This is a genomic window from Hungatella hathewayi WAL-18680, assembly GCF_000235505.1.
In the GTDB taxonomy this organism is placed as follows: domain Bacteria; phylum Bacillota; class Clostridia; order Lachnospirales; family Lachnospiraceae; genus Hungatella_A; species Hungatella_A hathewayi_A.
The window spans coordinates 763,227-788,999 of sequence record NZ_JH379028.1; the positions used below are offsets into that span (position 1 = coordinate 763,227).

Sequence of the window (25,773 nt, forward strand, 5' to 3'; positions counted from 1 at the left end):
AATCATGAAGAATAACCAAATATTCATATTTGTAATTCCATTTTTTATCAGATACACTAATGGCATGATGCAGACAGCATATGGAAATGAAAGGAGAACATTGATTTTATGTCAGGAAATGAACATTCATGGGTATTGTCCTGTGAGGAATTTTGCAGCGAAACGAAACTGCACACCGCTCCGATTTATACCATCGGAAACGGTCTCTTCTGCTGCCGGGGTTTTATGGAAGAAGAACAGGAAGGGATCGCGGGGCTCGGCGGCATCTATATGGCCGGTGTCTTTGGCCATGCGGATTACCGGCCCTGGCGGGGAGAAGGACGGGAACTGGTCAACATCCCCAACTTCTTTGCCCTGCGGATTTTTATCAACGAAAAACCTATCACCATCACGGAGGAAACCGTTACTTCCTTTAATATGGAACTGGATATGCAAAACGGCATCTTCAAAAGAAGCTATGTCTATCAGGAGGATGGCACACCGCTGGCCGCCTTCTCCTTTGAACGGTTTGCCGGATGGCATGAAAGGCATATGGCCGGACAGTCCCTATCCGTCACACCGCTTCAGCCGGATCTGGATATTCAGATAGAACTGGATACCAGGACGGATATCACCAACTTGAACCTGGTCAGCTGTGAACCCTACCCCATCCAGCCCGGCAGAAAGCAGTTTGACGAGGATGTTCACACGGAACAGGTTGTCTCCGTGACCATTCCCCGCCCTGAGCAGATTCGAATGGCATTTGTCCAGAAAACCACAGCATCCGGAGCCAGCCGGGAAGTAACCCCTTCTTGTCACTGCTACCACATCACCAGTAAGCCAGGTGAAACAGCCATCATCAAAAAACTGATAGCTGTCAGTCTCTCGCTGGAGGATGGAGACGCCGTGGAAGAACTGGCCGTTCAGCGGCTTGGCGGGCTTAACAGTTATCAGGAAGAGCTGGAGCAGCATGAGAACGCGATGGCCCGGTTCTGGGAGACTTCCGACATTCTGTTACAGGGTTCCCCGGAAGACCAGCAGACCATCCGCTACAACATTCTACAGCTGGCCCAGTCCTGTCCTTCCCACACCAGCCACGCCAGTATCGGTGCCAGAGGACTCACCGGGGAAATGTATGAGGGCAGCGTGTTCTGGGATACGGAGATTTTCATGCTTCCATTTTTCTCCCTGGTTCACCCGGATTCTGCCCGCCAACTGTTAACCTTCCGCCGCCACACCCTTCCGGAAGCCAGGATTCACGCCAGGAACAACTGGTTTGAGGGGGCCATGTACGGCTGGCAGGTGAATGCCATGGGCGTGGAACAGACTCCCCAGGGGGTGGGCGCCTACTATTCCATCCATGTCATCGCGGATATCGCCTATGCCATCTTGGACTACTTAACCTGCACGGGAGACACCGGATTCATGCTGGACGGGGGACTGGAGATTCTGATCGAAACCGCCAGATTCTGGGCCAGCCGGGTGAGTCTTAATGAGGACGGATTCTACCACATCCTCGCCGTGCGGGGGCCAAACGAGTACGATGTGCTGGTCAACAACAATCTGTACACCAATATGATGGCCCGGGAAAATTTCATCCTCTGCCGGGAGCTTTTGGATGAATTCTCCCAGTCCCACCCGGAAACGCTGGCCAGTCTCTTAAGCAGGCTTCATCTTACAGAGCAGGAAGTGGCCCACTGGAAAGAAATCGAAGAACATATCCTGCTCCCCTACGACGGGAAGCAGAAGCTGTGGCTGGAGGACGACACGTATTTACGCCGCACGCCTCTGGATATGAAGAAAGCCAAACCCACAGCCAAGCGGATTATCGACACCACGATTCCCTATGAAGCCCTTCCGTTTTACCAGGTGTCCAAACAGGCGGATGTTCTCCATCTGATGAAAAATCTGCCATGGTATTTTACGGAGGAGGAGATACGGACTGCCTACGATTTCTACCAGCCCAAAACTGCCTTTGACTCCTCCCTGGCATACAGCATGTTCGCGCTGATGGCAGCAAGACTGGGCAATATGGAGGAGGCCGTATCCTACTATGAAAAATCCTCCCAGCTGGATATCAGAAATGTACAGTTAAATACCATAAGCGGTCTCCACTTTGCCAATTTCGGCGGAACCTGGCAGGCGCTGGTATTTGGTTTTGGAGGTATTCAGATACGGAAAGAACAGACTGAAATCAATCCCCATCTGCCTGGGAAATGGGAGCGCATGGTCTTTACCCTGATTTTAAAAGGACATCCCATCCGGTTTGATATCAGTCACAGCCAGATACGGCTGGAAAGTCTGGCAGACAGCCATGCAGCTTCTGCCGTCTTCCTGGTAAACGGCAGGCAGTACCACTTAAACGGCGGGGACACCCTGCTCATCCCAATGGCACAGGAGGTATCTCATGAAGAATTATAAAGCTGTCTTCTTTGACTGGGATGGCACCGCCGTCACCAGCCGGACCGCCGATTCCAAAGCCGTGACCACGGCTATGGGGAACTTGCTTGACAAAGGCATCTGCCTCATCATCGTCAGCGGAACGACCTATGACAATATCTGCGGCGGCGCCCTCCATAAACAGTTTTCTCCCGCCCAGCTCTCCCACCTGTATCTGGGGCTGGGGCGGGGAAACCACTGCTTCGGCTTCTCCCCTCAGGCAGAATTAGTCCCCCTTCAGGACCTGACCCCCTCCATGGAGGACTTACTAAAGCTCCACGAAGTCTGCTTTCACCTGCACGCAAGACTTCTGAGCCGCTACCAGCTGCCAACAGATATCGTATTCAGCAGAGACAACTACTGTAAGATTGATTTGATGGTAAACAATACGAGAAATCAGGATGCACTCTATATGCAGAAAGATGAAATCAGCCGGATTGAAAATCTTCTCGCCGAACACCAGATAGACGGCGGACTTTTGGCCCTGTTACAGCTTGCCAAAGATGTGGGGACAGAGCATGGATTATCCATCCAGTGTACCACCGACGCCAAATATCTGGAGGTTGGCTACACCACAAAATCGGATAATATCACATGGTTTATGCAGTATTTTAAGGAGCGTTCCATCGGTGTGGAGGACTGCTGCTTCTGGGGTGATGAATTCGGCGCCATCACTCCCGGCATCTGGGGAAGCGATTCCCAGATGATTACCCCGGCGTCCAAAGGCGGTGATTTTTTCAGCGTCAGCGATATCCAGCTTCCTCTCCCGGATGGTGTTGTGAAGGTTGGCGGCGGCGTTCCCAGCTTTCTTCATTTTCTGGGAGAACTGGGAAAGGAGGAGCATCATGCTTCCTGAGCGCATCCTGGTTCTGGTCCCTCATCCGGACGATGAGGCCCTCCTGGCCTCCGGCGTCATCAGCCGGGCTGTGAGTGAGGAAAAACAGCTTTGGACTGCCATCGCCACCAACGGCGACTACCTCTGTGGCGATTACACCAAGGGCAGCCGCCGTCTGGCGGAAAGTCTGGCAGCTATGAGCTATCTCGGCCTTCCAAAAGAGCGTGTCCTGTTTCTCGGATATCCGGATACCGGAATGGAGCCGGAAGCCAGCTTTTTGAGCGGTCTGCTCCGGGAAACGGACCTGGAGAACCTACATACCTCCTGCGCATCCCGGATGACCTACGGCATCACCGGCGGTAAACCAGATTTTCATATGGAGCAGACCGGCTGTCATGGATGGTATCATCGGAAAGGATTTGAAGAAGACATGGACCGGTTGATGAAGATGGTCAAACCGCAGCTGGTGATTACCACTTCACGGTATGATATCCACGGGGACCATAGCGCCCTCTCTCATTTTACGGAGCAGGCGCTGATGCGCTATGTGTTGAGTGGATACGAAAAGCCCCTCCTGTGGGAAGGGCTGGTACACTCTCCGGCCGGCGACTGCCGCTGGCCGGTTCCTGATGGAGAGGATTCGGATTTCACTCTGCCGGACGGAATGGAACACCTGCCGGATTTTCTCTCCTCCTGGGAACAGAGAATCCGAATCCCTGTTTTGGAAGATGACCGGCAGGCAGGACGAAAGCGGACAGCCATACAGATGTACGCCTCCGCTTTAAAAGATGAGGAGCCGGAGGTTGTCCGTTACCTTCTCTCCTTTGCCAAACGGGAAGAGCTGTTTTTTGAGATACCATACGAAGTCACAGCATCCGCTTCTTGTATTCCGTAGGCGTTTCTCCCGTGATTTTCTTAAACACACTGGAAAACACGATGGAGGAGGAAAATCCGGTTTTCTCCGCCACCTCGTACAGCTTCATGTTGCTGCCGCTTATCATCCTCTTTGCCTGCTCAATCCGGTACTGATTGATGTAAGCGGTCAGCGACTGTCCGATTTCCTGGGAAAACAGGCGGCTTAAATAGCTGGAATTGACCCACAGCTTTCCTGCCAGCCATTCCAGTCCGATATCCTCACTGTAATTCTGCTGAATCAGAAGGACCGCCTTTTTTATCAAACTGTTTTTATTCCTGGGTGTCATCCGGCACACAGTAACCCCTGATTTTGTCCATGATGGACTGCTTGTACTCCCGGCTGCTGTCAAACTCCCGGTAAGGCTCCGCCACCGGCATTTCCCCGGCCAGGGAACATTGAAGCAGGAACTCATGGATACAGGTTTCACAGCGATGAATAAACTCCGCAGGCCGGATATTATAAAGGTTCTGTGCAATCTGCGTCACCGCCGTGTCATAACAGATTTCTATCTGCGCCATATTCCGGCTCTGCAATTCCTCCTGAAAGCGGCTCCCAAACTCCTCCAGAAATTTCCGGCACTCTTCCCCGTCCGTAATGTAATCACTGATACACAGCGTGTTCTCCTGCAGCGGATAGAACGCCAGCGGCTCCAGTTCCTTCATCCTCCGGTAGATTGTGTGGCATTCCCGGATATTGGAAAATGGAAGGCTGTAACGAACCCGGCTCTGGATTCCAAGGGGGCTGTTGTTCAAGACTTCCGCCACTTCGCAGACCTCAGCAATCACGCCATGCAGCGGCATCTTCTTCTCAAATCCAAGAAAAATCGTAAAATCTCCCATCTCGTTGGGCAGCAGGAAATACGTTTTCTCTCCCAGCTGCTCCCTCAGCGTGTGCTCAAAAAGCGCAAAGAAATGCACATTGTCATTATTGGTATACCGCTGTACCACCGCCTGGTAGTTCACAATCTGTATCATCAGAAGGACGATATTCTGTCCTTCTTTAAAAAAGCCAAGCTCCTCCTTCAGAAGCGTCTCCATCTCCTCTAAGGCATCTCCGTCATGGTTTAACCAATAGTGAATCCGGCTGCCAATCTCCTGCTGCCGGTTGCGCAGCGCCGCCGTCTCCAGGATGGCATACTGCTGTTTCTTCTTCGCTTCCTCCGATGCCGCCTGGCTCATCCCCTTCACCAGCTCCAGGAAGGTCTCATCTGTGATTTCATTTTTCAGGATATAATCATAACAGCCGGTGCGAATGGCCTTTTTGGCAAATTCAAATTCATCGTGGCAGGTCAGGAACGACACCACACAGGGATATTTATGACTGTCAATCCATTCCATAACCTCCAGCCCGTTCATGACCGGCATGGTGATATCGATGATGGCCAGGTCAATCTGCCGGCTCTCCATGATATCAATGACCGCCCGGCCATTTTCCGCCTCATACAGTTCGTAGCCGGCTCCCTGCCAGTCTATGGCGGTTGTGAGAAAGTCTCTCACAGCCTGCTCGTCATCCGCAATCAATATTGTCATGTGGTCTCCTTTCCCTGCTGGCTTCGTCACAGTGGCAGCTTTGGAATTCTCGCCGTCACGGTTGTGTAGGCTCCGTATCTGCTCTCAATTTGAAGCGTATATTCCTTCCCAAATAATGTTTCCAGCCGCTGTCTCACATTGTCAATTCCGATTCCAGAATAGCTGGATTTCTCTTTCTGGGCGTGGCTCTCGGTGATTTTCTTCAACTGCTCGTCGGTCATTCCCATACCGTTGTCCGTGACTGTCACCAGGATGGACTCCTCCTCGCAGACAATGGTCACCAAAACCGTTCCCGCCTCCGCCTTATCCGCGCCGAAGGCATGTACATAGCAGTTTTCAATCACCGGCTGGATTAAGAATTTCAAGCATTTGTACTGGTAACATTCCTCATCAATATCAAAATCAATATCTACATCATCCCCGTACCGGATTCTCATAATCTGAATATAATTTTCCAGCTGCTCCAGCTCCTGGGAAAATGGAATCACATCGTCGGTACATTTAATGGTAAAACGCAGAAGGGATGCCAGGCATTCCAGTCCGTGGGAAATCTCTTTCGCGCCGATTCTGTCCGCCCTGTACCGGATGGCATTTAACGTGTTGTACAGAAAATGCGGGTTGATCTTAGATTGCAGCACCTCGTAGGACAGTCTGGCCTTCTCCTGCTCATGGCTGGTGGCCTCCTGGATGAGAAGCTCCATCCGCTCCATCAGCTGGTTGAACGCCTTGCTCAAATCTCCCATTTCCCCCTTCAGGGGCTCGCATCTGACCCAAAGCTGGTTCTCCTGTCCGGTCATCATGGCCGTCTTCAGTTTTTGAATCGGCTCCGAGATGTAGTGGCTGGACCACCGGATAAAGACAGCCGCATATACGACATAAAATAACAGGAACAGACTTCCCGCCATGAACAGGGGCTGTTTTAAATTCAGCGCCGAAAAATCCGTGGACAGATAGAGAAACTGTAATCCGCTCTCCGGCGCCGTATACCGGTTTACATGGTAATTTCCGTCAAAAGAGCCGGTGTCCATCTCCGATAACAGTGGATAATCCTCTTCAAATTCCCGGGAACTGCTGTAAATCAGCCGCTCATAGGAATCCAGCACCACAAAGATATCCGTCTCCCTGTCCTGAACCACCTGATTCCATCCCGGGTAAAAACTCTCGATGCCCAAATCAATCCGAAAGACTCCTATCTTCTGGTCCTTCAGCACATTCATCAGTCTCTGGGCAATCGGTATGGTGACACCACTTTTTAAATATAGTTCATCGCAGACCGCCGGCGCCACAAGATAGCTGTCCACGTCCATAGCCTCCTGATACCAGCTGCTCTGTGTCAAATCATACCAGTCCTCATTGTGGACATTCACGGAGATGGACGGCGCCCGCCGTTTGTAATAGACACTGTTTGTATTGTCCAGCACCAGCGTGATGGACGCAATGTTGGGTTCATAATAGATAATATTGCCCAGCAGCTTGTTGGTCTGGGCGTCATTTAAATTCTTATTCCGGTTCCCGCTCTCCGAATATTCCGTGGTAATGATGTCATAGAGCACGGTATCCGTATAGGGTTTCTCAAGCAGCTTAATCATCCGCAGATAAATCTGGTCAAAGGACACCGCCGCCGTCTGCAAAAAATCGTTCCGCGACGCGTCAATGGCCTCCAGCGCCGATTTCCGCACCTGAAAGAACAGTCCAAAACTCAGCAGGGCCAGAATGGGAAGCACCAGAAATATCTGCACCAGCGCCAGTTTTGTCTGAAAATACCAGATTTTCCGTTTCATGTGCCCTTCCCCTTTTCCTTTTTCTCCTATCTTACGGTATCATCGCCCCGTCAGCCCCAACCTTATATCCGTCCGGGGTTGTGGTGTTCATGAGAAGTTTTCCCAAGGTCCCGTCGGAGCGGGTGTTGAGATAATAGGCTTTCCCGTCCACAATCTGCCAGCCGGTCCGCATGGAGGCAAAAGTGCCGTCATCCACCGGGTTCATATAGAAATAGTTGCCGTCCACCTGAATCCAGCCGGTCACGGCGTGGCCGTCGGCGTTGAAGAAGTACCAGCGGGAGTCGATGTATTTCCAGCCGTTGACCGGCCAGCCGCCATCGGCGTACTGGTACCACCAGCCGGAGGGACTGTACCGCCAACCCTGTGGGTAGGAATCGTCGTCGTCCGGGCCGTCAAACTCATCCGGGCTTGTGGATATCATGGGGGAAATGGTTCCCGCCCCGTTCCATCCCGGAAATAAACGCACGGAAGTGTCGCCGCTGCCGGCCGTCTCTCCTCCCACGCCTGGCCCGCGGGCCGCCAGCGCCGCCTGGGGACTCATAAGAGCGATTGCCAGTGCCAGGGAAATACCTTTTATCCATCGTTTCATCATGTTTGTTCTCCTCCGTATATTTCTCTATTGCCATTGATTCCTGTAACTGTTACTTTTTTCCAATATTATATCAGATTGGCGGGGAAAGAAAAAGGGATTTTCTCTTACAATGTAAACTGGGGATTTGACTGGACATGAAGAAGAGGATTCTCTATAATGAGATTATAGAAATAAAACTGCCACATCGGCATGGCCGGGAGGGTGAATATGGACTACCGAAAAAAGCTGTTTTTTTATCCAAAACTGTACGACCATCCCCATACGGACGCCCTCTTTGTGACGGCCATGAAGGGAAATGCGGCCTTTCACGAAAAGCATTGTGAGGGATACCGAAAGATTCTGGCGGCTGGCCGTGTCCGGCCGGAGGATATTCATAACGTGGAGGATTTGTCCAAACTGCCTCCCATTCCCACCCTGTTTTTCAAAAAACACCGGCTGTGGTCACTGCCGCCGGGCCGGGCTGTCTTAAAGGCAACCTCGTCGGGCACCGGAGGAATGGCCAGCCATGTGGGGTATGACGCGAAAGGTCTGGGCTTCGGCCTTGTCATGGCCGTGCGGACCGCTCTCTTTCACGGGCTGTTTTCCTTAAAACCGACCAACTACCTGATTCTCGGCTATGAGCCGGGGCGGGAGAATCACACTATCATCTCCAAGACCCAGAGCGCTTCCCGCCTTTACGCCCCTGTGATCCTCCACACGGAATACGCGCTTCGCCGCTGCCGCGGAGAATACAGGCTGAATCGACGAGGAATTCAGGAAGCGCTGGAGCGGTATGCGAAGATGAGATGGCCGGTGCGGCTGATTGGATTTCCGGCGTATACTTATTTTCTCCTGATGGAGCTTAAAAAGGCCGGTATTTCCTACCGTCTTCCCAAAGGTTCCATGGTGATACTGGGCGGGGGGTGGAAGCAGTTTTACAAAGAACAGGTGGACAAACAGGAGCTTTACCGGCTGTTGGAGGAGACGCTTGGAATCCCGGAGAGCCGCTGTCTGGAATTCTTTGGCGCGGCGGAGCATCCCGGTATCTATTGCAGCTGCAAAAACCATCATTTTCATGTCCCCATCTATGGAAGAGTTATCATCCGGGATGTCAAAACGCTGGAACCGCTGGGGTTTGGGAAGCCGGGGATTTTGAATCTGCTCTCCCCTATGGCGGAGAGTATGCCGCTGTCCAGCATTATGACCGATGATTTGGCCGTTCTTCACCGGGGACGGGACTGTGGATGCGGGATTGACGCCCCCTACTTTGAGATACTTGGGCGGGCCGGTCTGGGAGAAATCAAGACCTGCGCCGCCGGGGCGGAGAAATATCTGTCGTCAGAGAATAAACGGGAGGGGCTATGAGAATTTCGGAATTGAAGTCACGGATATGCAAAACGCTGGAAGGACCCGTTCCGGAACCGGAGGTCGTTCTGTCGGCCTGTCAGCGCGTGTCAGAGAAGCTTGCGCGGGGAGACTACCGGCTGCTGCTTGAGGAAACCGGGCGGGCCGGGTCTGTGAGCGCACGGGAACTGGAAGAAGCTGTGGTGATGCTCAGCCGGGACTATTTATCGGCACGGCTTGTGTTAGAGCTGGGAGTAGACTTAGAGCGGGGGGATTCCTTTCCTCTCGGTGTTCTGTTTCACATCGGCGCCGGCAATCTGGACGGGCTTTCCGCATACAGCGTCGTGGAAGGTCTGCTGGCCGGGAACATCAATCTGCTGAAGCTGCCGGCTGGGGAGCAGGGCGTCTCCGCTTTTCTTCTGAGGGAGTTAATCCGGATGGAGCCGTCGCTTCAAAACTATATTTATGTGTTTGATTTCCCATCCTCCAATCAAAAGCGGATGCGACAGCTGATGGAGCTGTCTGACGCCGTGGTGCTGTGGGGCGGGGACGAGGCCGTCCTCTCCGTGCGCTCCCTGGCGCCACCCAATACACGGCTGATTGAGTGGGGGCACAAGTTAAGCTTTGCCTATGTCACGGAAACCGGTTTGGGGAAAGAGGCAGAACTGCTGGACCTGGCCCGCCATATGATAGAAACCGGCCAGACGCTGTGCAGCTCCTGCCAGGGCATCTACCTGGATACTGACCGCATAGATTTGGTGAAACAGTTCTCGAAGCGGTTTTTATCCGTGCTGAGACAGGCTTACGACGAAGCCGCCAGGGAAAAGGGAGCGCCGGATATGGGCGTCACCGCAAGAAATACTCTCCGGGTCCAGGAAGCACGGATGAGCGCCATGATGAATTCTGATTCTGCGGAGAGTGCCGTCGTTTATGGAGATGGCTGTGTCAGTGTCACCGCCTCTTCCGACTGCGATTTAACGTTGTCTCTTCTATATGGAAACTGCTGGGTGAAGCCGCTTCCCAGGGCAGAAATCATCTCCGCCCTTCATGAACAGAAGAGCCACCTTCAGACCGTGGGACTGCTGTGCGGGGAGGACGAACGTGAGGCGCTTGCCTACCTGCTCTGCCGGGCCGGCGCTGTCCGCATCTGCGATGGCGGCAGCATGTCGAAACTCCATACTCCGGGCGCTCACGACGGCGAATATCCCTTGAGAAGATACCGCCGAATCATCACAAAAGGCTGAAACCCACACCGGGATTTCAGCCTTTTTCTTTCAATCATTTTATTCTGTTCACTTGAAGAACCCTTTTTTCTTATGGTTCCCGCTCTCTTTTCCCTCGTCCTCACCGGACTTGGTAATCTTTCCTGTCATCACCTCGTCGAACCGGCGCAGCGCTTCTCTCTGCTCCTCGTTCATCCGCTCCGGCACCTGGACTACCAGGGTGACATAGTGATCGCCGCGGACCGCCTTGTTGCGCAGGGACGGCACGCCCTTGCCTTTCAAGCGGACTTTCGTGTCGGTCTGGGTTCCGGACTTCACCTCGTACTCTACCTGGCCGTCCACCGTGTTGATGCGGATTGGACCGCCGAGAGCCGCTGTGGCGAAGGAAATCGGAACAGTGGAATAGATATTCATATCCTTACGGATAAATACCGGATGCTTGGAGACAACCGCCTCCACCAGCAGATCGCCCCGCTCGCCACCGTTGGTGCCTGGCTCGCCGGCTCCGGCCATACGGATGCTCTGTCCGTCGTCGATACCGGCCGGTATGGTTACTTTCAGTTTCTTTCGTCTCGTGATGTACCCCGTACCGCGGCAGTCCGGACATTTTTCCTTGATAATCTGGCCGCTGCCTCCACAGTCCGGACAAGTCTGCACGTTCTGCACCTGGCCGAACATGGACTGCTGGGTGTACATAATCTTGCCCTTGCCGTTACACTTCGGGCAGGTCTCCGGCTTGGTTCCGGCTTTTGCCCCGGTTCCGTGACAGGATGCACACTCATCCTTATAATTGATCTCAATCTCTTTCTCACATCCGAAGATGGCTTCCTCGAAGGAAATGCGGATGCTGGTTCTCACATTGGCGCCGCGCATGGGACCATTATATCTGGCGCCTCTGGAACTTCTTCCGCCGCCAAAGATATCGCCGAAAATATCCCCAAAGATATCGCCCATATCAGCCCCGCTGAAATCGAATCCGCCGAATCCGCCATAACCGCCGCCACCAGCGCCGCCGTCGAAGGCCGCATGGCCAAACTGGTCATACTGCCGTCTCTTCTCCGGGTCACTGAGGACGGTATAAGCCTCAGATGCCTCTTTAAACTTTTTCTCCGCCTCCGCGTCGCCCGGGTTGGCATCCGGATGATACTTTTTCGCCAGCGCGCGGTATGCCTTCTTGATGGCCGCGTCATCCGCCGTCTTGTCTATGCCCAGGACTTCATAATAATCTCTCTTGCTCTCTGCCATGTCAGTCTACCTTTCATACATCACCAAAAAGTGTTGTAAATGATTTCTACAACACTTACCGGTGATATCAAATTTCTCTTTTATCAGGTGGCCGGTACATACCGGCCACCTATGGTATTCTACACTTCTTTGAAGTCTCCGTCAATCACATCATCATCCGGCTGGCTTCCACCTGCCGCACCGGCGCCCATATCCGGGCCTGCGCCTGCGGCGCCGGCTCCCTGAGCGGCCTCATAAACTTTAGCAAACAGCGCCTGGGCACTAGCCATCAGTTTCTCCTTGCCTGCCTTGATGTCCTCCACCTGGGCATCCGTCATCTCTTCCAACGGTGCGCGATTAATTGCTTCCTTCAGTGCGCTTAAATCAGCTTCCACTGCCGCCTTATCATTGGCGTCAATCTTATCGCCAACCTCTTCCAGTGCCTTCTCGGTCTGGAATACCATGGAATCGGCATCATTTCTTGCATCAATGGCCTCTTTACGCTTCTTATCCTGCGCCTCAAACTCAGCGGCCTCTTTCACTGCCTTATCGATATCATCATCGGACATGTTGGAACCGGATGTGATGGTGATATGCTGCTCTTTGCCAGTTCCCAAATCCTTGGCGGATACATTTACAATACCGTTGGCATCGATATCGAAGGTAACCTCAATCTGCGGAACGCCTCTTCTTGCTGGCGGAATTCCATCCAGACGGAACTGTCCGAGGGTCTTGTTATCTCTCGCAAACTGTCTCTCGCCCTGAACCACGTGGATATCAACCGCGGTCTGGTTGTCAGCCGCTGTGGAGAAGATCTGGCTCTTCTTGGTCGGGATTGTGGTATTTCTCTCAATCAGTCTTGTAGCTACGCCGCCCATGGTCTCGATGGACAGGGAAAGCGGGGTAACATCCAGAAGAAGGATATCGCCGGCACCGGCATCTCCTGCCAGCTTGCCGCCCTGGATAGCCGCACCGATGGCAACACACTCATCCGGGTTCAGGCTCTTGGATGGCTCCTGGCCAGTCAGCTGTTTTACTTTCTCCTGTGCTGCAATCATACGTGTGGAACCGCCAACCAGCAGCACCTTGCCAAGCTCGGAAGCGGTAATGCCCGCATCCTTCAATGCGTTCTGTACCGGAATCGCTGTTCTCTCAACCAAATCATGGGTCAGCTCATCGAATTTAGCTCTTGTCAGGTTCATATCCAGATGCTTCGGCCCCTCTGCGGTTGCTGTGATGAACGGCAGGTTAATGTTGGTTGTGGTAGCGGTGGACAGCTCTTTCTTCGCCTTCTCAGCCGCTTCTTTCAATCTCTGGAGCGCCATCTTATCTGCGGATAAATCAACACCCTCCGCTTTCTTGAAGTCGTCTACCATCCACTGGGTAATCCGGTTGTCAAAGTCATCGCCGCCCAGTCTTGTATCACCGTTGGTGGAGAGAACCTCGATCACGCCATCGCCAATCTCAATGATGGACACATCAAAGGTACCGCCGCCTAAGTCGTATACCATAATCTTCTGCTCTTTTTCATTGTCAAGACCGTATGCCAGCGCTGCGGCTGTCGGCTCGTTGATAATACGCTTTACATCAAGGCCGGCAATCTTGCCTGCGTCCTTGGTCGCCTGACGCTGTGCGTCGTTGAAGTATGCAGGAACGGTGATAACCGCCTCTGTCACCTTCTCACCCAGATAGCTCTCCGCGTCTGCTTTTAACTTCTGCAGAATCATAGCGGAAATCTCCTGTGGGGAGTACTTCTTGTCGTCAATGCTCACTTTATAGTCGGTTCCCATATGTCTCTTAATAGAAGAGATGGTCTTGTCAGCGTTGGTAACCGCCTGACGTTTTGCCGGCTCACCGACTAACCGCTCCCCTGTCTTTGTAAATGCAACTACGGACGGGGTGGTTCTGATACCCTCTGTGTTGGCGATAACCACCGGTTTACCGCCTTCCATAACAGCTACACAGCTGTTGGTTGTACCTAAGTCAATACCAATTATCTTGCTCATCGTTTTTCCTCCTGAATTCATCGTTAATATACTTTATTTCCTGATGTTCGTCAATTTCCAATTTCCAGTTTCCAACTAGTTAGCCACCTGGACCATGCTGTGTCTCACCACGGAGTCCCGGTACATGTAACCCTTTTGAAGCTCCTGGGCCACAATATTCTCACCCAGATTTTCATCTTCAATATGCATCACCGCATTGTGGAAGTTGGGGTCAAATTCCTGCCCAACCGCCTCGATTGGCTTCACACCTGCCTCTTCCAACGCCTTCAACAGCTGCTTATATATCATCTCCATCCCCTCCGCAAACGGCGAACCCTTTGCATCCTCCGGGATGGCGGCCAATCCTCTCTCAAAATTATCTACCACGGGGAGCATTCTCTCGACGATATCCTTCGCCCCAATCTCATACATCGCTGACTTTTCTTTCTCCGTCCGCTTTCTGTAATTGTCAAACTCCGCCATAGTTCTGCGCACCCGGTCCGTCAACTCTTCGATCTGGGCGTCCCTCGGGTCCTTCTTGTCTTTCTTCTTGCCGAAAAAGCCTTTCTTCTCCGGCTCTTCCTGGCTCTTCCCGGAGTCTTCGGAATCATTTTCTTCTCCGGTCTCCGCTCCGGCCGTCTCTGTTTCCGGCACTTCTTTCCCTGCTGGCATCTCTGTCTCTGCCTGCGCGTCCGCCTCTCCCGCCGTCTCCGGCGCTCTGACGTCCTCCGTCTCCTCCGGCATCACTGCCTCATCTCTCATCTCTTCACTATTCACAGTTTCCTCGTCACCTTTCATCTTTTTTAAAGGTCGCATCCAGCTGTGTCATCAACGTTTTCAGCGTCTTTAACACCTTTTCGTAATCCATGCGCTTGGGACCTATGATACCTATAGTCCCACGGATGCCCTCTCCCAATTCATAATTCGCTGTCACCACACTGCAGTCTTTCATGGCCTGCACGGGAGTCTCATCGCCAATGTAAACCTGGATTCCGGAGTTTTCCTCCGATTCGTTCACATCCGATATCAAATCCTGCAAAAGCTCGGTGTGTTCTAAGGTTCCCAACAGCTGGCTGGCTTTCTCGCCATCGCTCAGCTCCGGATACTTGAAAATGTTGGTGGCCCCGCTGGTATAGATCTGAAGGTCATCCTCATCGGCCTTGATGGCGTCGGCGACTTCGTTCAGCACCAAATCCACCACCTGGCTGTGATTGCCCGCCTGCTCTTTCAGGCTGCTGATAACGCCCAGATTAATCTCCTCGATGGTCAGTCCGTTTAAACTGCTGTTGAGCAGAATATTCAGATTCAGCAGTTCCTCATCTTCAATCTCCTCGTGAATGGTCACCATGGTGTTCTTGATAATGTTGCCTTCCACTACTGTCACTATCAACAGCTTGTAGGTGTCCACACGGGACAGCTGGATAAATTTCAGTTTGTTGTGGTGGTACTGGGGAGCGCTTATCAGGGCCGCGTAGTTGGTATTGTTGGCCAGCAGCTTTGCCAGCTGCTTTAACACCAGCTCCAACCGGTCCACCCGCTGAATCATCAGCTCCTGAAGCTCCGTCACCTGAAGTTCCTTCTCCTCCATAATCTGGTCCACATAGAATCGGTAGCCCTTGTCAGAGGGAATTCTTCCGGCGGAAGTGTGGGGCTGTATGATATAGCCCATCTCTTCCAAATCCGACATCTCATTGCGGATGGTAGCGGAACTCCACTTGGACTCCGTGTATTTGGAAATGGTTCTGGAACCCACCGGTTCGCCGGTATCCATATAGTTCTTGATGATGGCTTTTAATATTGTAATCTTTCTGTCATCCAGCTCCATATCACCCATCCTTTCCATCCGTAATCTGTAACTGAGACGCTGGCAGGAGATTTCAAATCTACACTCATTACCAGTATCTTCTAGCTTGTTAGCACTCATTCATGTCGAGTGCTAATATCTATGTTCCTAATATAATCCTTTGCCCCGTCTTTGTCAATAGGTTTTTACAAAAACTTTTCTTCCTAAATATAGAAGATTTATGTCACCCAACTGTTAGGATAATCTTACAAAATCAGGAATTTCTTGACTTTTAACAAAATTGTAATATAATTGTAACTGATAAACCATAACAACTACTTTGCGAGGGACATCATGAAAACAATCTGTAATATTTGTAAAAAGAGTATGAGAGCAGCCGCACTGACTGCCATTTGTATCTTATGTTTTTCTTTCACGGCGTTTGCCGGGACAGAAACCTCGGACAAGGGTCCCGGCGTTCCACAGGTGGAAGAGCCGACAGAACCTGCCGAATTGAAAGAGGGCGACTCCCTCGGCATTTTCAAAACAACCGGTTACTGCAGCTGTGAGAAGTGCTCTAAGGGCTCCGGACTGACCTACAGCGGCACAACTCCTACCCCCAACCACACCATTTCCGCAGATTTAACACTTCTGCCACTTGGCACCAAGGTGAAAATCAACGACATCGTCTACACGGTGGAGGATATGGGCGGCGGCGTTGACGGCCGGAAAATTGACATCTACTATGGCTCCCATGAGGATGCATTGGCCCACGGCTTATCCAACACGGAAGTATTTTTCGTCTCCAAGCCGGAGGAAAAGAAAGTGGAGGCCCCTGCCGAAGAGACCAAACCTTCCAGACCGCTCAACGGCCCCGGGGATGCATATTCATAAATAACACCGGAATGAACGGGAGATATACTGATAAAACCTACATAAGATGCCGAAAAAGGGATACGTAAGAAATATTACGTATTCCTTATTTTTTTGCCCATTTTGTTGACAAATCCTGGAAAACATGTAAAATTCATACTTAATGTTCATATATTACAATTCTGTTACATATATATAATATGTGTTAAGAGTTATTGCAAATATATTGAACAGCTAAGAAAGGAATTTTGTTATGAAAACAGTTATGAATTTTGTTACCAAAAAAAGACATGTGATGATAGGAATGATTATAACGATGCTGCTGATGGTTTTGGGCAGCACCACGGCTTTCGCCTCCACCAATGAGGGACGCCTGGACGGCCTGTTGGGCGGCAATATTGTGGGATGGGCCTGGAACAGCAGCACGCCGGATACTCCCGCCACCGTAAAAGTGGTAGTAAAGAAATACAGCACTTCCGAAATTGTACAAGATACCACTCTTTCCGCCGAAGAATACCGGGATGATTTGAAGGCTTCCGGCAAAGGGACCGGAAAATATGGATTCACCGTTCCCATAACCTGGGATACCACAGACACCAGCCTCTACCTGGTGGAATGCACCGTCAACGGCGAGGCCGTTACCAACTCCCTGTACTGCCAGGGCGGGGAAATCGCTTCCGCGGCCAACGGCGGACTGATTCCACTCGGCACCTTCAAGACCACCGCCTACTGTCCATGCCGCTCCTGCTCCTCAGGCTGGGGTGGACGGACCAGCACCGGCACCATCGCCACCGCGGGCCGCACCATCTCCGTGGACCCATCCGTGATTCCCCACGGCAGCCACGTCATGATTAACGGCGTAATTTATACCGCGGAGGATATCGGCAGCGGAGTCAACGGAAAGCATATTGACATTTTCTTCAACACCCATGCGGAGTGCCGAAGCTATGGGGTGAGAAATGTGGAGGCATTTCTGGTCGTTTAAACACCTATCACAAAAGCCGGTTCCCCATGAAGGGTTACCGGCTTCTCCTTTTGACTCTTCTTATCTCTAATTGTCATTCAATCATCCAGCAGAAATTCACTCAGCACATAGTTGCTGATATCCACGCCAAAATCCGTCAGACGCACCCAGGGACTCTCCACCTCAATCAGTCCGTCCTCCTCCAGGCGCCTCAGCACTTCTCCGTACACATTCCACATATTGCACCCAAACCGGTTCATGAACTCCGAGCCGGATACTCCCTGGCTCATACGAAGGCCGAGAAACATGAACTCCTCCATCTGGGCCTTGGTGGACATCTCCTCGATCTCCTTGTGGAGTTTTTCATCCGCATCCGGCTGGTTCATGTGGATGGCCTTGTAGGTCTCCAAATCCGTCTCATTGTGGAACCGAAAGCCCTGTATGTAGGAGGATGCTCCAAGTCCCAGCCCCAGGTACTCCACGCCGGTCCAGTAACCGATATTGTGACGGCAGGCAAATCCCGGTCTGGCGTAATTGGACACCTCGTACCGCTCATAGCCCTGCTCTTTTAAATACTTCTTGGTGGCGTAATAAATCTCCCGCTCCTCGTCCTCATTTGGCAGCAGCTCCGGATGGGGATGGTACAGCTCATAAAACAGAGTCCCCTCCTCGATAATCAGACTGTACGCCGAGATATGCTCCGGCTTCAGCATGACCACCTTTTTGAGAGTGTTCTTCCAGGAAGCCACCGTCTGCCCCGGCAGGGCCGACATCAAATCCACGCTCACGTTATGAAAGCCGGCCAGCCTCACCCTCTGATACGTTTTCAGAAAATCGTCAAAGGTGTGAATTCTGCCCAGCGCCCGAAGCTCCGCGTCGTCCGCCGACTGAAGCCCGATGCTGATACGGTTAATGCCGCAGGCCCGGTAGGTCTCCAGCTTCTGCTGGTTCACCGTGCCGGGATTCACCTCGATGGTAATCTCTGCCCCGTCCTCCACCACAAAGCCTGCGTAGACGGCCTTCATAATCCGGGCCATCTCCTCTTCCTTCAAAATAGAAGGAGTGCCTCCTCCAATAAATATGGTTACAACCCCGTATCCCTTGTAGTAGGTACTCTGAACCAGTATTTCTTCCACCAGCTGATCCACATAGGCGTGCTGCACCAAGTCCACCGCAGGGGCGGACAGGAAATCGCAGTAGGCGCATTTCCTGGCACAGAACGGGATATGGATATATAACTCTAAGGGTTGTCTTTTCAACTTTTATTCCTCGTCTAACTTCAAAACGCTCATAAATGCCTTCTGCGGAATCTCCACATTTCCAATCTGACGCATCCGCTTCTTGCCTTCCTTCTGTTTCTCTAACAGCTTTCTCTTTCGGGAAATATCTCCGCCGTAACATTTGGCAAGGACGTCCTTGCGCATGGCCTTGACGGTCTCCCTGGCGATTACCTTGCTTCCGATGGCTGCCTGAATCGGGATCTCGAACAAATGTCTCGGTATCTCCTCCTTCAGCTTCTCGCACATCTTTCTTCCACGCTCGTAGGCGGAATCCGCATGCACGATAAAGGACAGGGCATCCACCTCCTCTTTATTGATGAGAATGTCCAGCTTCACCAGCTCGGAGCGCTCATAGCCCTTCATCTCGTAATCGAAGGACGCGTAGCCTCTGGAGCGGGATTTTAAGGCGTCAAAGAAATCGTAGATAATCTCATTTAACGGCAGCTCGTATTTGAGCAGGGCCCTGGTGGTCTCGATATACTCCATGCCAAGGTAGACGCCGCGGCGCTCCTGGCACAGGGTCATGATAGCGCCCACAAACTCGGTGGTCACCATGATTTCCGCACTGACAATGGGCTCCTCCATATATTCAATCTCGGACGGGTCCGGCAGGTTGGATGGGTTGGTCAGCTCCAGCATGTCCCCATTTTTCTTGTATACACGATAAATAACTCCCGGCGCGGTAGTCACCAAATCCAGGTTGTACTCCCGCTCCAGACGCTCCTGAATAATCTCCAGATGGAGGAGCCCTAAAAATCCGCACCGGAATCCAAAGCCCAGCGCCACGGAGGTCTCCGCCTCGAAGAACAGGGACGCGTCATTCAACTGGAGTTTCTCCAGCGCGTCTCTCAAATCGTTGTACTTGGCTCCGTCGGCCGGATAGAGGCCGCAGTAAACCATTGAAGTCACTTTTTTGTATCCGGGAAGCGGTTCCTTGCACGGATTGTTCTTGTCAGTCACCGTGTCGCCCACCGCCGTGTCCTTCACATTCTTGATGCTGGCGGTGATGTAGCCTACCATGCCGGCGCTCAGCTCCTCGCTGGGGATGAACTGGCCGGCGCCAAAGTAACCAACCTCCACCACCTCCGCGTCCGCGCCGGTGGCCATCATGTGGATGACGGTTCCCCGCTTCACCGTGCCCTCTTTCACACGGCAGAACACGATAACACCCTTGTAGGAATCATACAGGGAGTCAAAAATCAGCGCCCGCAGCGGCGCGTCCGGGTCTCCCACGGGAGCCGGAACCTTTTTCACAATGGCTTCCAGCACTTCTTCTATATTAATACCGGTCTTGGCGGATATCCTGGGGGCGTCATGGGCCTCGATGCCGATGACATCCTCAATCTCGGCCGCCACATGGTCCGGGTCCGCACTTGGCAGATCAATCTTGTTAATCACCGGGAACACATCCAAATCATGGTCCAGAGCCAGGTACACGTTGGCCAGGGTCTGGGCCTCGATGCCCTGGGCCGCGTCCACCACCAGAATCGCTCCGTCGCAGGCGGCCAGGCTTCGGGATACCTCATAATTGAAATCCACATGTCCTGGGGTATCAATCAGATTGAAAATATATTCTTCCCCATCCTGGGCACGGTAAACGGTGCGGACTGCCTGGGCCTTGATGGTGATGCCCCTCTCCCGCTCCAGCTCCATATTGTCAAGAACCTGGGCCTGCATCTCCCGGCTGGTCAAAAGCCCCGTCTTCTCGATAATCCTGTCCGCCAGGGTTGATTTTCCATGGTCTATATGTGCGATAATGCAAAAATTACGTATCTTGCTCTGGTCAACGATTGCCATCTGTTATCCTCTCTTCCGGTCAGGCACTCTCTGTAGTGCCCGTTATCTCTCATAAACTGTATTTTCCTATAAAAATATAACATTTTTTTAATTCCCTTGCAACACCATATCCAAAAGTTCTGCCAGCGGTTCCATGGCATTTCGGGCCTCCTCGTAGGTGTTTGTCTGAGCGCCCACTTCAATTAAGGAGGAGCGGGGGCGCAGATGGAGGTTGTAGCGGAGACCTTTCAGATATATTTTCCGGGTCAATCCAGGGTAATAGGCGGCGGCGTCCAGCTGCATCTGAAGGCTGAAGGCAAGATTATCCTCCTTGTAAGGGTTTTGCAGATACTCGATAGCGCCAGTGGGAGTCTGGCTCATGCCGTTGAAGAACATGATGGGGGCGGTCTGCTTGCCGTTTACCTCATTTACCAGGTGAAGTCCTTCCTTCACGCCGTCCCGGTGTAAGTCCAGCACCACCTCGATGGACGGATTCTGCTGGAGAATGCCGCTCACTCCGTCCAGTGCATATGTATAAGCCTTGCTTCTGTCAAGCTCGCCGTTGATTAAATCGTAGACCCCCTTGTGGTGGATGACGTTGTAGCCCTTGGCTTCCAGAAGCTCCGTCAGATAGCTTCCCATGCCCACCACCGTGGCGTTAGGATTATCCGGACCGTAATCGGCGAAGGTCTCCTGGGAGTGGGTGTGGTAGATGAGAATCTGTGGGACACTGGAATCCTTCTTGATAGACAAGTCCTTGCCCAGCAGCACACTGGCGTTCATCTCCTCCCTGGTGGCCGTGGTGGAAGCGTGGACGCTGTAAAAATGCTTCATCAGAAAATCGTAGTCGGCCAGCTGCTCCATCACGTACTGGGTGCCAATCACCGGAAGCTGGCGGCCGGACGCGGCTGTTACGACGGTCTGGACTCCCTGTGTGGTCTCCCCGCCGTCAGCCGGTTCCGGCTCCGGGGCATCGTTTGATGCCACCTGCTGATTGCTCTCCTCATCGCCGTACAGTTTCAGGTACTGGTGCTCCTCATAGAACTGCTGGCTGCTCAGATACGTTTCATAGGCGGGGTCCAGTTCCTCATACCCCTTCTCCTTAGACTGCTCCTGGGAGAGAAAGCGGACCACCGGATTCTGGTTCCACAGAAAATAGAGCCACCGGGACATTCCCTCACCGTTCCCTGCGGCTTCGCTCCCCGCGGCTCCCCCGAAGGCGGGCCGGACTTACTGCCGCCGGTTATCTGCTCCGATGCCTTTCCCGCCGGGTAGCTGTATTTCCAGATTCCAATCAGGCACTGGGCCGCCCGGCTCCTATTGTCACTGCTCATATGGACATCCGGATTCCAGTCGGCCATGCCCACTGCTTTTCCCAAAATCATCAGCGCCAGAAGAATTCCCGCCACCGTCATCATCCGTTGTAAAAGTCCGTCTATTGAATAGCTTCTGCGCCTCATGTTATCATCACCTGCATCTCTCTTTCTATGATATGTGCGGGGGACTCATATCTTGCAGGTACATAAATATTTTATAAATAGTAATGTCAGCCAAAGAACGCCTGGTGGATTCCCTCGGAGATAGTGAAACTCAGCTGTTTGATGGTCTGGTCAATGTCGGGAGGGGTCACATAAAGGGGGCCAAATTCCGGCTCCAACAGCTCCGATATCAGCTGGTACTGCTCATCGGAATTCATCTGCTCCAGGAAATCTCCCATGCCCTTGGTCTCCATGTGGCTGGCCAAGGTCTGAATCAACGTGTTGACGGTGTCATGAACAATGGCGGCGGCTCCTACCACGGTGGGAACGCCGATGGCGATGACTGGGACGCCAAGGCTCTCGTAGGTGAGACTGTGGCGGTGGTTTCCTACGCCGGAGCCAGGGTGGATGCCGGTGTCGGACAGCTGGATGGTGGTTCCCAGACGGCGCACGCTTCTGGCCGCCAATGCGTCAATGGCTATCACCAAATCCGGTTTCGTCTCGTGAATGATACCCATCATAATCTCCGCCGTCTCCATGCCGGTCTGGGCCATGACTCCCGGCACGATGCCGCTTAATATAGGGAAATGATGTTTCCGGCAGAAATCTTCCCCGTACTGGCTCATCAAATGCCTCGTCATCTGGAGGTTTCCAAGGACCTTGGGGCCAAGGGCATCCGGGGTGACGAGGACATTTCCAAGGCCGACGGCAAGGATATTTAAGCATTCTTTCTTCTGCAGAAGACCCTCCTGCTGCAAATCTTCTATGAGGCGCTTCAACTGGCTGGCCAGCTCCTCCGACACCTCCTCATGGTATCCTTCGTCCTCCTCCGCCATCTGATTGGCCTCCAGCGTGATGTAGGTTCCCTTTGGCTTTCCCATGGCCTTCGCGCCGTGGTCGTCCAGGATTTTTACTTCCGTCAGCTTGATCTGGCTGGACGCGTGTCGCCACTCCCGCAGAGCCACGCCGGATATCTCGCCGCCATCCCCTGGGAAACTTTCTTTTTCCTCCACCGCCAGGTCGGTTCTGATTTCAAACTGGGGTGTCTGCTTCCCATTTGCCTGCTCTTCCTGCTTTTGAATTCTCTCCATCGTCTTCGTCCTCCTCTGCTATCTGCATAAATTAGATTCTATTAGCATTTTCTACAAAAATTCGAAAAATATGTATTGACATTCCCTCCGCGATTCGATAGAATATAACAGTATGTTTACATTGAACTGTCCGTGTCCAGACTTTGATGCAAACCAACGAATATAAACCATAAATCATTTTATTATTGGAGGTGTACAGATTGGCTAACATTAAATCTGCTAAAAAGAGAATCTTAGTGAACGAGACCAAAGCTGCAAGAAATAAAGCAATCCGGTCTAAAGTTAAAACTGCTGTTAAGAAAGTTGACGCTGCTATCGTTGCCGGTGACAAGGCTGCTGCCCAGGCACAATTAATCAGCGCTATTACAGAGATTGACAAGGCGACTACCAAGGGTGTGTACCACAAGAATACCGCATCCAGAAAAGTATCCCGTCTGACAAAAGCTGTAAACGCAATGGCTTAACTTTATAAAATATAAAACCTCTGAACTGTGGGTGTGACGGTTCAGAGGTTTTTTTGCATTCTCTAATATTTTTTTGTAATCAACAGTTCCACTGCCAGCTGGTCTCCCAGACGGCCGGTTTTCACGGCTTCCTCGGCATCCACGCATAGGTTTACATAAGATAGAATCTGCTCCCTGGAAAACGATTTTGCCTGGGGCATGACTTTGCCTACCACGAAGGGCTGCATTTTCAATTTGGAAGCGATGCTGCCTTTGTCCATGCCTTTAGCCATCAGCTCCTTCACCTGGAGAATCTGGTTGAACTGCCGGGCGATGAGGAACAGGATGCGCATGGGTGGCTCTTTCAAGGTCAGCAAATCTTCGTAGAGGTCCATGGCTCTTCTGGTCTGGCGGTTGACGATGGCGGTAACCATATCAAATATCTTGTTGGTGACGCGCACAGTGCAGACAGCCTCGATATCCTGGTCCGTGATGGTGTCGCGGCCCAGGGTGTAGCTGATTAATTTCTCCAGCTCCATGCGGATATTTTCCATGTCATCCCCGGTTTTGCTGAGCAGCAGTTCCATAGAATTCCTGGTGATATTCCGCCCCTCCCGCTTCAAAATCCCTCCGGCCCAGGCGGCCAGCTGGGAAGTATCCTGTCTCGTCATCTCCGCCACATGGCCCAGTTCCTTGACCTTCTTAAACATCCGGCTTCGCTTGTCCACCTCCGACTCCACAAACAGGATGCAGGTGGTGTCGGGCATGGTGGGCAGATACTCCACCAGCGCGTCCACCGCGCTCTTAAAGAACCCGCTGTCCTCAATCTGAATCAGCCGCCGCTCCCCAAAGAACGGCATCGTGTCCGCCAGGCTGATAATCTCCTGCACATCCAGGCCCTTACCCTCAAAATAGTGGTAATTCATGGTGTCGTCGCCTGCGATGGCCTCCTTCAGCCGGTTTTTATAACTCTTCTTCAAAAACGCCTCCTCCCCATATAATAGGTAGAAAGGTTTGAATGTTCTGTCTTTTATGTCCTGATTCAGCGTCTGCATATCCTCTCATCGGTCCTTCCTGTGTAATATGTCTATTATAAAAGGAGGAACGGACCACGTCAAGTTGAAGACCTTAAAGATGATATTCCTCCAATAACCTGTCGCGCAGTTTCTCGTCCGCAGCGACTTTTAAAATCAAATCCTGACGGTTTTGCCGGGCTAAAACAAGAATCAAGTCAGAGAAGCGGCGCAGCCCCTCTGCCTCTCCTTTTGCTTTTCCTTCTGCTATTCCATCTGCTATTAAATCATCAATCGCCTTACACACGCCCTTTTGCTCCTCTCCTTCCCCGGTGCTCATCAGCTTTTGCAGCCGCTTCTGTTCTCCCATCAGCGTCCACATCGCCATCATAGCTTCCGGGTCCATATTCTTCAATACTTCCTGGTTTTTCTTTACATAATCGTACAGTAACGTCTTCTTTGTATTATATTTTAGCATACCGAAAATGTATTGTAAATCCGTTTTAAACTGTTCCAAATGTTCTATCTGGTTCGCCTGAATCAGATTAATCTGGTAATCCGGAAGATACTGGCGCAGCAGCTCCATATCCGCTTCCGGTAGATTCTGCTCCTTCACTCCTATCATATCGTATAAACTTTCGTTGCCATCCCAGTCATCCCCCAGATACAGTACAAAACTGATAACTGGCGTGAGTTTATCATCTTTTGTGATACCGGACAGGAATTCTTTGCTGTTTTTCAGTTCTCCCTTCCCCTTATGTTCCGACTCCATATCCCGCAACTGCTCGATGTAGTTTAGAGAATCATAAACCATGTTTCTCACTGGCATCGCATAATGAACGGCTCCCTGAATTTCACATGCCATAATCATAAAATAAATTCCAAATGACGCCTTCATCACAATATCCCGGTACCGGAGCAGCGTTCGCTTATTTCCCTTGCTGTCCACATATATCAGACCTGATTTGTCCGGCACCAATTCTAAATCCTCTGGTTTTAATATCTGTTTTCCGTGGAAAATTCCCCCATTGATTAAATCTGCGAAGTATGATTTCTTCGTCAATAGATGATTCATTGTATAATCTAATTCCGCCATAAGCGCTTCTCCCTTCTGTGTTTCATCATCGATACACAAAAGCCCCCATGCGCATCACTCTCCTTTTGGTAACTCCTATTCTTTAAAACTGTTTGAAATATTTGCAGAATCTGCAAAGATAACAAATGAATCGAAGAGAACAGATGTCTC

Annotated in this window: 23 protein-coding genes; 8 read left to right on the forward strand and 15 right to left on the reverse strand. The window is 51.8% G+C overall.

The features are described from left to right. The first annotated feature begins 108 nt into the window (after positions 1-108). The 3 genes from HMPREF9473_RS19275 to HMPREF9473_RS19285 are packed head-to-tail and all read left to right on the forward strand — an operon-like array spanning position 109 to position 4,148. On the forward strand, positions 109-2,400 hold the full coding sequence (locus HMPREF9473_RS19275) for a glycosyl hydrolase family 65 protein (protein ID WP_006781880.1): 2,292 nt from the start codon (positions 109-111) through the stop codon (positions 2,398-2,400). Then, positions 2,387-3,274: a hypothetical protein gene (locus HMPREF9473_RS19280; RefSeq protein ID WP_006781881.1), complete on the forward strand. Its 888-nt coding sequence runs from the start codon at positions 2,387-2,389 to the stop codon at positions 3,272-3,274. Before HMPREF9473_RS19275 ends, HMPREF9473_RS19280 begins: the two co-directional genes overlap by 14 nt. Beyond that, entirely contained in the window at positions 3,264-4,148 is an 885-nt protein-coding gene (locus tag HMPREF9473_RS19285; RefSeq protein WP_006781882.1) for a PIG-L deacetylase family protein, read from the forward strand. Before HMPREF9473_RS19280 ends, HMPREF9473_RS19285 begins: the two co-directional genes overlap by 11 nt. Here the strand turns inward: HMPREF9473_RS19285 and HMPREF9473_RS19290 are convergent. From HMPREF9473_RS19290 to HMPREF9473_RS19305, 4 genes are read right to left on the reverse strand one after another with little or no spacing between them, the layout of a single operon-like run. Further along, on the reverse strand, positions 4,120-4,455 hold the full coding sequence (locus HMPREF9473_RS19290) for a helix-turn-helix domain-containing protein (protein WP_050810086.1): 336 nt from the start codon (positions 4,453-4,455) through the stop codon (positions 4,120-4,122). The genes HMPREF9473_RS19285 and HMPREF9473_RS19290 overlap by 29 nt on opposite strands. Further along, on the reverse strand, positions 4,439-5,698 hold the full coding sequence (locus tag HMPREF9473_RS26485) for a response regulator (protein WP_006781884.1): 1,260 nt from the start codon (positions 5,696-5,698) through the stop codon (positions 4,439-4,441). Before HMPREF9473_RS26485 ends, HMPREF9473_RS19290 begins: the two co-directional genes overlap by 17 nt. Before the next feature lie 26 nt (positions 5,699-5,724). After that, positions 5,725-7,479, reverse strand: a complete 1,755-nt coding sequence (locus HMPREF9473_RS19300) for a sensor histidine kinase (protein WP_006781885.1) — start codon at positions 7,477-7,479, stop codon at positions 5,725-5,727. A gap of 31 nt (positions 7,480-7,510) precedes the next feature. Next, positions 7,511-8,071, reverse strand: coding sequence for a glucan-binding protein (locus HMPREF9473_RS19305; protein WP_242830866.1), 561 nt, complete (start codon positions 8,069-8,071; stop codon positions 7,511-7,513). 207 nt (positions 8,072-8,278) lie between these two features. On the opposite strand from HMPREF9473_RS19305, the gene HMPREF9473_RS19310 reads away from it, so the two are divergent. Then, positions 8,279-9,415, forward strand: coding sequence for an acyl-protein synthetase (locus HMPREF9473_RS19310; RefSeq protein ID WP_006781887.1), 1,137 nt, complete (start codon positions 8,279-8,281; stop codon positions 9,413-9,415). Further along, the gene (locus tag HMPREF9473_RS19315; RefSeq protein WP_006781888.1) at positions 9,412-10,638 is read left to right on the forward strand and encodes an acyl-CoA reductase; all 1,227 of its coding nucleotides are present in this window, start codon (positions 9,412-9,414) and stop codon (positions 10,636-10,638) included. The genes HMPREF9473_RS19310 and HMPREF9473_RS19315 overlap by 4 nt, the downstream gene beginning before the upstream one ends. Before the next feature lie 48 nt (positions 10,639-10,686). Here the strand turns inward: HMPREF9473_RS19315 and dnaJ are convergent, their stop codons facing one another. The 4 genes from dnaJ to hrcA form a co-directional block, all read right to left on the reverse strand. Further along, positions 10,687-11,862, reverse strand: coding sequence for a molecular chaperone DnaJ (gene dnaJ / locus HMPREF9473_RS19320; RefSeq protein WP_006781889.1), 1,176 nt, complete (start codon positions 11,860-11,862; stop codon positions 10,687-10,689). 119 nt (positions 11,863-11,981) lie between these two features. After that, positions 11,982-13,847 (reverse strand): molecular chaperone DnaK, encoded by a 1,866-nt coding sequence (gene dnaK, locus HMPREF9473_RS19325; protein WP_006781890.1) that lies wholly within the window; start codon positions 13,845-13,847, stop codon positions 11,982-11,984. Positions 13,848-13,922: 75 nt separating this feature from the next. Then, entirely contained in the window at positions 13,923-14,624 is a 702-nt protein-coding gene (gene grpE, locus HMPREF9473_RS19330; RefSeq protein WP_347509350.1) for a nucleotide exchange factor GrpE, read from the reverse strand. Further along, a complete protein-coding gene (gene hrcA, locus HMPREF9473_RS19335) occupies positions 14,614-15,651 on the reverse strand; it encodes a heat-inducible transcriptional repressor HrcA (RefSeq protein ID WP_006781892.1) in 1,038 nt (345 codons plus the stop codon). Before hrcA ends, grpE begins: the two co-directional genes overlap by 11 nt. Before the next feature lie 345 nt (positions 15,652-15,996). On the opposite strand from hrcA, the gene HMPREF9473_RS19340 reads away from it, so the two are divergent. Together HMPREF9473_RS19340 and HMPREF9473_RS19345 are read left to right on the forward strand one after the other, a co-directional pair. Further along, positions 15,997-16,503 (forward strand): 3D domain-containing protein, encoded by a 507-nt coding sequence (locus HMPREF9473_RS19340; protein WP_242830867.1) that lies wholly within the window; start codon positions 15,997-15,999, stop codon positions 16,501-16,503. 244 nt (positions 16,504-16,747) lie between these two features. Next, the gene (locus HMPREF9473_RS19345) at positions 16,748-17,467 is read left to right on the forward strand and encodes a 3D domain-containing protein (RefSeq protein ID WP_050810096.1); all 720 of its coding nucleotides are present in this window, start codon (positions 16,748-16,750) and stop codon (positions 17,465-17,467) included. Positions 17,468-17,544: 77 nt separating this feature from the next. On the opposite strand, the gene hemW is transcribed toward HMPREF9473_RS19345, so the two are convergent. The 5 genes from hemW to gpr form a co-directional block, all read right to left on the reverse strand. Further along, a complete protein-coding gene (gene hemW, locus HMPREF9473_RS19350; RefSeq protein WP_006781895.1) occupies positions 17,545-18,705 on the reverse strand; it encodes a radical SAM family heme chaperone HemW in 1,161 nt (386 codons plus the stop codon). Between the two features lie 3 nt (positions 18,706-18,708). Next, positions 18,709-20,523 (reverse strand): translation elongation factor 4, encoded by a 1,815-nt coding sequence (lepA, locus tag HMPREF9473_RS19355; RefSeq protein WP_006781896.1) that lies wholly within the window; start codon positions 20,521-20,523, stop codon positions 18,709-18,711. Between the two features lie 87 nt (positions 20,524-20,610). Then, positions 20,611-21,675, reverse strand: coding sequence for a stage II sporulation protein P (locus HMPREF9473_RS19360; RefSeq protein WP_006781898.1), 1,065 nt, complete (start codon positions 21,673-21,675; stop codon positions 20,611-20,613). Beyond that, positions 21,558-21,962 carry a hypothetical protein gene (locus HMPREF9473_RS27460; RefSeq protein WP_148552389.1) on the reverse strand — a complete coding sequence of 135 codons (405 nt, stop codon included), beginning with the start codon at positions 21,960-21,962 and terminating at the stop codon, positions 21,558-21,560. The genes HMPREF9473_RS19360 and HMPREF9473_RS27460 overlap by 118 nt, the downstream gene beginning before the upstream one ends. Positions 21,963-22,048: 86 nt before the next feature. Further along, positions 22,049-23,071, reverse strand: a complete 1,023-nt coding sequence (gene gpr, locus HMPREF9473_RS19365; protein WP_006781899.1) for a GPR endopeptidase — start codon at positions 23,069-23,071, stop codon at positions 22,049-22,051. A gap of 200 nt (positions 23,072-23,271) precedes the next feature. On the opposite strand from gpr, the gene rpsT reads away from it, so the two are divergent. Continuing rightward, entirely contained in the window at positions 23,272-23,535 is a 264-nt protein-coding gene (rpsT, locus tag HMPREF9473_RS19370) for a 30S ribosomal protein S20 (protein WP_006781900.1), read from the forward strand. Positions 23,536-23,597: 62 nt separating this feature from the next. Here the strand turns inward: rpsT and holA are convergent, their stop codons facing one another. Both holA and HMPREF9473_RS19380 read right to left on the reverse strand, forming a co-directional pair. Next, the gene (gene holA, locus HMPREF9473_RS19375; protein ID WP_006781901.1) at positions 23,598-24,569 is read right to left on the reverse strand and encodes a DNA polymerase III subunit delta; all 972 of its coding nucleotides are present in this window, start codon (positions 24,567-24,569) and stop codon (positions 23,598-23,600) included. Positions 24,570-24,642: 73 nt separating this feature from the next. Next, complete coding sequence (locus HMPREF9473_RS19380) at positions 24,643-25,623, reverse strand: hypothetical protein (protein WP_006781902.1); 981 nt, start codon at positions 25,621-25,623, stop codon at positions 24,643-24,645. Positions 25,624-25,773: the final 150 nt, after the last annotated feature.

Excerpts from the sequence above, each read along its gene's own strand:
- HMPREF9473_RS19275 (WP_006781880.1), top strand. The coding sequence starts at position 109 with ATGTCAGGAAATGAACATTCATGGGTATTGTCCTGTGAGGAATTTTGC.
- HMPREF9473_RS19280 (WP_006781881.1), top strand. The coding sequence starts at position 2,387 with ATGAAGAATTATAAAGCTGTCTTCTTTGACTGGGATGGCACCGCCGTC.
- HMPREF9473_RS19285 (WP_006781882.1), top strand. The coding sequence starts at position 3,264 with ATGCTTCCTGAGCGCATCCTGGTTCTGGTCCCTCATCCGGACGATGAG.
- HMPREF9473_RS19290 (WP_050810086.1), bottom strand. The coding sequence starts at position 4,455 with ATGACACCCAGGAATAAAAACAGTTTGATAAAAAAGGCGGTCCTTCTG.
- HMPREF9473_RS26485 (WP_006781884.1), bottom strand. The coding sequence starts at position 5,698 with ATGACAATATTGATTGCGGATGACGAGCAGGCTGTGAGAGACTTTCTC.
- HMPREF9473_RS19300 (WP_006781885.1), bottom strand. The coding sequence starts at position 7,479 with ATGAAACGGAAAATCTGGTATTTTCAGACAAAACTGGCGCTGGTGCAG.
- HMPREF9473_RS19305 (WP_242830866.1), bottom strand. The coding sequence starts at position 8,071 with ATGATGAAACGATGGATAAAAGGTATTTCCCTGGCACTGGCAATCGCT.
- HMPREF9473_RS19310 (WP_006781887.1), top strand. The coding sequence starts at position 8,279 with ATGGACTACCGAAAAAAGCTGTTTTTTTATCCAAAACTGTACGACCAT.
- HMPREF9473_RS19315 (WP_006781888.1), top strand. The coding sequence starts at position 9,412 with ATGAGAATTTCGGAATTGAAGTCACGGATATGCAAAACGCTGGAAGGA.
- dnaJ (WP_006781889.1), bottom strand. The coding sequence starts at position 11,862 with ATGGCAGAGAGCAAGAGAGATTATTATGAAGTCCTGGGCATAGACAAG.
- dnaK (WP_006781890.1), bottom strand. The coding sequence starts at position 13,847 with ATGAGCAAGATAATTGGTATTGACTTAGGTACAACCAACAGCTGTGTA.
- grpE (WP_347509350.1), bottom strand. The coding sequence starts at position 14,624 with ATGAAAGGTGACGAGGAAACTGTGAATAGTGAAGAGATGAGAGATGAG.
- hrcA (WP_006781892.1), bottom strand. The coding sequence starts at position 15,651 with ATGGAGCTGGATGACAGAAAGATTACAATATTAAAAGCCATCATCAAG.
- HMPREF9473_RS19340 (WP_242830867.1), top strand. The coding sequence starts at position 15,997 with ATGAGAGCAGCCGCACTGACTGCCATTTGTATCTTATGTTTTTCTTTC.
- HMPREF9473_RS19345 (WP_050810096.1), top strand. The coding sequence starts at position 16,748 with ATGAATTTTGTTACCAAAAAAAGACATGTGATGATAGGAATGATTATA.
- lepA (WP_006781896.1), bottom strand. The coding sequence starts at position 20,523 with ATGGCAATCGTTGACCAGAGCAAGATACGTAATTTTTGCATTATCGCA.
- HMPREF9473_RS19360 (WP_006781898.1), bottom strand. The coding sequence starts at position 21,675 with ATGTCCCGGTGGCTCTATTTTCTGTGGAACCAGAATCCGGTGGTCCGC.
- HMPREF9473_RS27460 (WP_148552389.1), bottom strand. The coding sequence starts at position 21,962 with ATGAGGCGCAGAAGCTATTCAATAGACGGACTTTTACAACGGATGATG.
- gpr (WP_006781899.1), bottom strand. The coding sequence starts at position 23,071 with ATGGAGAGAATTCAAAAGCAGGAAGAGCAGGCAAATGGGAAGCAGACA.
- holA (WP_006781901.1), bottom strand. The coding sequence starts at position 24,569 with ATGCAGACGCTGAATCAGGACATAAAAGACAGAACATTCAAACCTTTC.
- HMPREF9473_RS19380 (WP_006781902.1), bottom strand. The coding sequence starts at position 25,623 with ATGGCGGAATTAGATTATACAATGAATCATCTATTGACGAAGAAATCA.